Below are 4,524 nucleotides of genomic sequence, written 5' to 3' on the forward strand. Positions count from 1 at the left end.
CCGCGTCCCAAGGAGATCGGCCGGGGTGCTGCCGCCGCCTGGATGCCCTGGCCCGGCCGCCACCGGCTGGAACTGGTCGATGCCAAGGGGCAGGTGCTGGACAGCGTGCAGGTGGAGGTGCGCGGCGCCGGCGTGGTGGCTTCGCGCGCGGGCGGGCGCTGAACGCCGCAGTGCGGCCACAGGGCAGCCTCAGGGCAGCATCAGGGCCGAGCCCGCACGAAGCGCTGCTCGGTCACGGTCTCGCCCCATTGCTGGCCCGGCCATTCCTCGGCCAGGGTGAAGCCTGACGATTCGTAGAGCCGGCGTGCCGCATCCAGGCCGCTGAACGTCCACAGCTGGGTGGCCTCGAAGGCCTGCTGGTCGCAGAACGCCAGGGCCTGCTGCAGCAGCTGGCGCCCCGTGCCGGCGCCGCGCAGGCCGTCGTCCAGGATGAACCAGCGCAGGTGCGCCTGGCGGTCCTCGGGGTGCTTGGCCAGGTCCTCGCCATCGATGGCCACGGAGCCCACGACGCGGTCGCCGTCCAGCGCCGTCCACAGCTGGTTGCAGGGTTTGTCCAGCCGGCTAGCGAACTCGGCCAGGCCGCTGGCCACGCGGCTTTCGAAGAAGACGCCGAAACCTGCGTGGCGTGCATAGAAGCGCGCATGCATTTCCACGATGCGGCCGATGCAGCCGGGCCGGTATCCGGGCAGGACCTGTATCTGCGCGGGTGCGGGCAGGGGCTCCTCCTGCCGATGCGCCTGCAGTGCCTGAGCGTAGAGGGCCAGCCCGCGCGACACCGCCTGTTGTTGCGGCGGCTGCATGCGGTCCAGCGCGGCCGTCACCTGCTGGCGCCCGAAGGCCTCGATGGCGGCCAGCGTGCGCCGGCCCTTGGCGGTGAGGGCCAGCCGCTTGACGCGGCCGTCCTCGCCATCGGCGGTTTCCTTCAGCTCGCCGGCCTCCACCAGCTTGCGCACCATGCGGCTGACGCTGGATTTCTCCAGCCCCAGCGCCTGGGCCAGCTGCGAGGCCGCCATGGACCCCTGCGCGCCGATCTCCAGGATGGCGTGCACGGCCGAGGGCGGATAGTCCGTGGCCGCCAGCGTGGCCTGCATGAAGCCCAGCTCGCGCACCATCAGGCGCGAGGCGGCGCGGATGTCGTCCACCAGGGAAAGATCGTGCTGCGGCATGGGTGCTCCTTGGGGCCGTGCAGGGTTTGAATATGGTTGCATGGTACAACCATAAATGCCGCTGCGCATCTGTTGATGCAGCGATGCATACCCCAGGCGCAAAAAAGCCGCCCGGCGCATGCGGGCGGCTGGGGCCTGGCGCAGATGCGCAAGGCTCAATTGACCATCAGGCGGAACGGCCAGACATAGGCCTGCAGCGTCACGAAGATGCCCATCAGGCAGGCCAGGGCGACGGAGTGGAAGAACACGTAGCGCAGGATGTCGCCCTCATGGTTGAACCAGCGCGTGGCGGTGGAGGCGACGACGATGGACTGCGCATCGATCATCTTGCCCATCACGCCACCCGAGCTGTTGGCCGCGCCCATGAGGTTGGGCGACAGGCCCAGCTGCTCGGCCGCCACCTTCTGCATGCCGCCGAACAGCACGTTCGATGCCGTGTCCGAACCCGTGAGCGCCACGCCCAGCCAGCCCATCAGCGTGCCGAAGAAGGGGTAGAACACGCCGGTGTTGGCGAAGGCCAGGCCCAGCGTGGTGTCGGTGCCCGAGTAGCGCGTCAGCGTGCCCAGCGCCAGCATCAGCACGATGGTGATGAGCGAATAACGCACCAGCCAGAGGGTGCGCACGAACTGGCTGACCAGTTGCACGGGGTTGTACTTCATGACCAGGCCGCCCACGATGGCCGACAGCAGGATGCCCGTGCCCGTGGCCGACAGCAGGTTCAGCGTGTAGATGGCGCCTTCCTTGGTGGGCTGGCGCACCACGGGCGGCACCTTCTCGACCATGTTGTGCAGGCCTTCCATGGGAAAGGCCGGTGCGAACAGGCCATTGAGCGCCGCCTTGACCGAGGGCAGGCCCCAGATGAAGACGAAGACCGTGAGGATGGCCCAGGGCGTCCAGGCGCGGATCACGTCGGCGCGCGGGTGCTGGGTCACGGCGCGGGGCGCCTGGGCCTCGCCGCCGCTGCTCTCATGGCCCTTGAGCGAGGTCGAGCGCCAGATGGTCCTGGGCTGCCATATGCGCAGGAAGCCGACCGTGCAGACCATGGAGACGATGGCCGCGATGATGTCCACCAGCTCGGGTCCGATGAAGTTGGACACCAGGTACTGCGGAATGGCGAAGGACACGCCGGTCACCAAAATGATGGGCCAGATCTCCATCATGGCCTTGCGCCCGGCAAAGGCCCAGATCAGCCAGAACGGCACCAGCACCGAGAAGAACGGCAGCTGGCGGCCGACCATGGCCGTGACCTCCATCAGGTCGTAGCCATGGACCTTGGCCAGCGTGATCACCGGCGTGCCCAGCGCGCCGAAGGCCACGGGCGCGGTATTGGCGATCAGCGACAGGCCCGAGGCGGCCAGCGGCGAAAAGCCCAGGCCGATGAGGATGGCCGCCGTCACGGCCACGGGCGTGCCGAAGCCGGCCGCGCCCTCGAAGAAGGCGCCGAAGGCGAAGGCGATCAGCAGCAGCTGGATGCGCCTGTCCTCGGTGATGCCGGCAATGGAGTCCTGCAGGATCTTGAAGCTGCCGTTCTTCTCGGTCAGCTGGTGCAGGAAGATGATGTTCAGAACGATCCAGCCGATGGGCAGCAGCCCGGTGAAGCCGCCGAACAGCGCCGCGCGCCCGGCCATGCCGGCCGGCATGTTGTAGACGAAGACCGCGATCACCAGCGCGGCAACCAGCCCGGCGCCGGCCGCCAGATGGGCCTTCATGTGCAAAAAGCCCAGTCCCACCAGCATGACCACGACCGGAATGGCCGCAAGCAGTGTGGACAGCCACATGTTGGAAAGAGGGTCGTAGACCTGTTGCCAAACCATAGGAGCTTCTCCTGAAGAGTTTTTAGGATGTTGTGCGGGGCGGATCGTTACTCCCATGGCGGTTTGGCGCACTAGCGTTAGCCCTGGGTTGGGCTGCGAGAGAGAAAATTTCAATCGGCGCACAAATCACTTCAAACCCGAACGGGTGGCCGGAGCCCGCGCACGGCACTACCATGCTCGGCAGTCCCGCGGCATGCGGGTTCCAGAAAGCCAGAAAACGTGTCCACCGACCTTTCCAAAATCACCTGCATCGAAGACCTGCGCGTCGTGGCCCAGCGCCGCGTGCCGCGCATGTTCTATGACTACGCCGATTCGGGTTCCTACACCCAGGGCACCTACCGCGCCAACGAGGACGACTTCCACCGGATCAAGCTGCGCCAGCGCGTGGCCGTGAACATGGAGGGGTGCAGCACGCGCACCACCATGATCGGCGAGCAGGTCGCCATGCCCGTGGCCATCGCGCCCACGGGCCTGACCGGCATGCAGCATGCCGACGGCGAGATCCTGGGCGCGCGCGCGGCCAAGGCCTTCGGCATTCCGTTCACGCTGTCCACCATGAGCATCTGCTCCATCGAGGACATTGCCGAGCACACGGGCCGCCATCCGTTCTGGTTCCAGCTCTATGTGATGCGCGACCGCCGGTTCATGGAGCGCCTGATCGAGCGTGCCCGCGCGGCCAACTGCTCGGCCCTGGTGCTGACGCTGGACCTGCAGATCCTGGGCCAGCGCCACAAGGACATCAAGAACGGCCTGTCCACGCCACCGAAGCCCACGCTGCGCAACCTGGCCAACCTGGCGACCAAACCGCACTGGTGCCTGGGCATGCTGGGCACCAAGCGCCGCACCTTCGGCAACATCGTCGGACATGTGGATGGCGTGGCCGACATGAGTTCGCTGTCGTCGTGGACCGCCAGCCAGTTCGATCCCAGCCTGAACTGGGGCGACGTGGAGCGCATCAAGAAGCTCTGGGGCGGCAAGCTCATCCTCAAGGGCATCATGGACGCCGAGGACGCGCGCCTGGCGGCCGACAGCGGCGCCGACGCGCTCGTCGTCAGCAACCACGGCGGGCGCCAGCTCGACGGCGCACCCTCGTCCATCGAGGCGCTGCCGGGCATTGCCGAGGCGGCGGGCAAGGACATCGAGGTCTGGATGGACGGCGGCATCCGCAGCGGGCAGGACGTGCTCAAGGCGCGTGCCCTGGGCGCCCAGGGCACCATGATCGGCCGCAGCTTCCTCTACGGCCTGGGTGCCTACGGCGAGCATGGCGTGACGCGCGCCCTGCAGATCATCCAGAAGGAGCTGGAGACCACCATGGCCTTCTGCGGGCACACGCAGATCGATACCGTGGACCGCAGCATCCTGCTGCCCGGAACCTATCCGGGCGCCGTGCGCTGAACCGGCAAAAGCTGCACGAGAAAAGGACCGCCTCGGCGGTCCTTTTTTCCTTTCAGGCTGCGCCTCAGGCTTGGGCAGGTACGCGCCGGCTTTCCGGCTGCGCCGCCACCAGCCGGCCCGCCGCATGCAGTACGGCCAGGATGACGCGG

At 67.5% G+C, this 4,524-nt stretch carries 4 protein-coding genes; 2 read left to right on the plus strand and 2 right to left on the minus strand.

What is annotated here, in order from left to right; translation table 11 throughout:
• A partial coding sequence (locus L995_RS31690; protein WP_156135977.1) for a hypothetical protein occupies positions 1–162 on the plus strand: 162 nt, incomplete at its 5' end.
• A 38-nt stretch (positions 163–200) separates the two neighbouring features.
• Here the strand turns inward: L995_RS31690 and L995_RS03745 are convergent.
• Together L995_RS03745 and L995_RS03750 are read right to left on the minus strand one after the other, a co-directional pair.
• Entirely contained in the window at positions 201–1,166 is a 966-nt protein-coding gene (locus L995_RS03745; protein ID WP_047469248.1) for a bifunctional helix-turn-helix transcriptional regulator/GNAT family N-acetyltransferase, read from the minus strand.
• A 155-nt stretch (positions 1,167–1,321) separates the two neighbouring features.
• Positions 1,322–2,980, minus strand: coding sequence for an L-lactate permease (locus L995_RS03750; protein WP_016447838.1), 1,659 nt, complete (start codon positions 2,978–2,980; stop codon positions 1,322–1,324).
• A 219-nt stretch (positions 2,981–3,199) separates the two neighbouring features.
• On the opposite strand from L995_RS03750, the gene L995_RS03755 reads away from it, so the two are divergent.
• Complete coding sequence (locus tag L995_RS03755; protein ID WP_047469252.1) at positions 3,200–4,375, plus strand: alpha-hydroxy acid oxidase; 1,176 nt, start codon at positions 3,200–3,202, stop codon at positions 4,373–4,375.
• Positions 4,376–4,524: the final 149 nt, after the last annotated feature.

This window comes from Delftia sp. ZNC0008, from assembly GCF_000799035.1.
Taxonomy (GTDB): domain Bacteria; phylum Pseudomonadota; class Gammaproteobacteria; order Burkholderiales; family Burkholderiaceae_C; genus Comamonas; species Comamonas tsuruhatensis.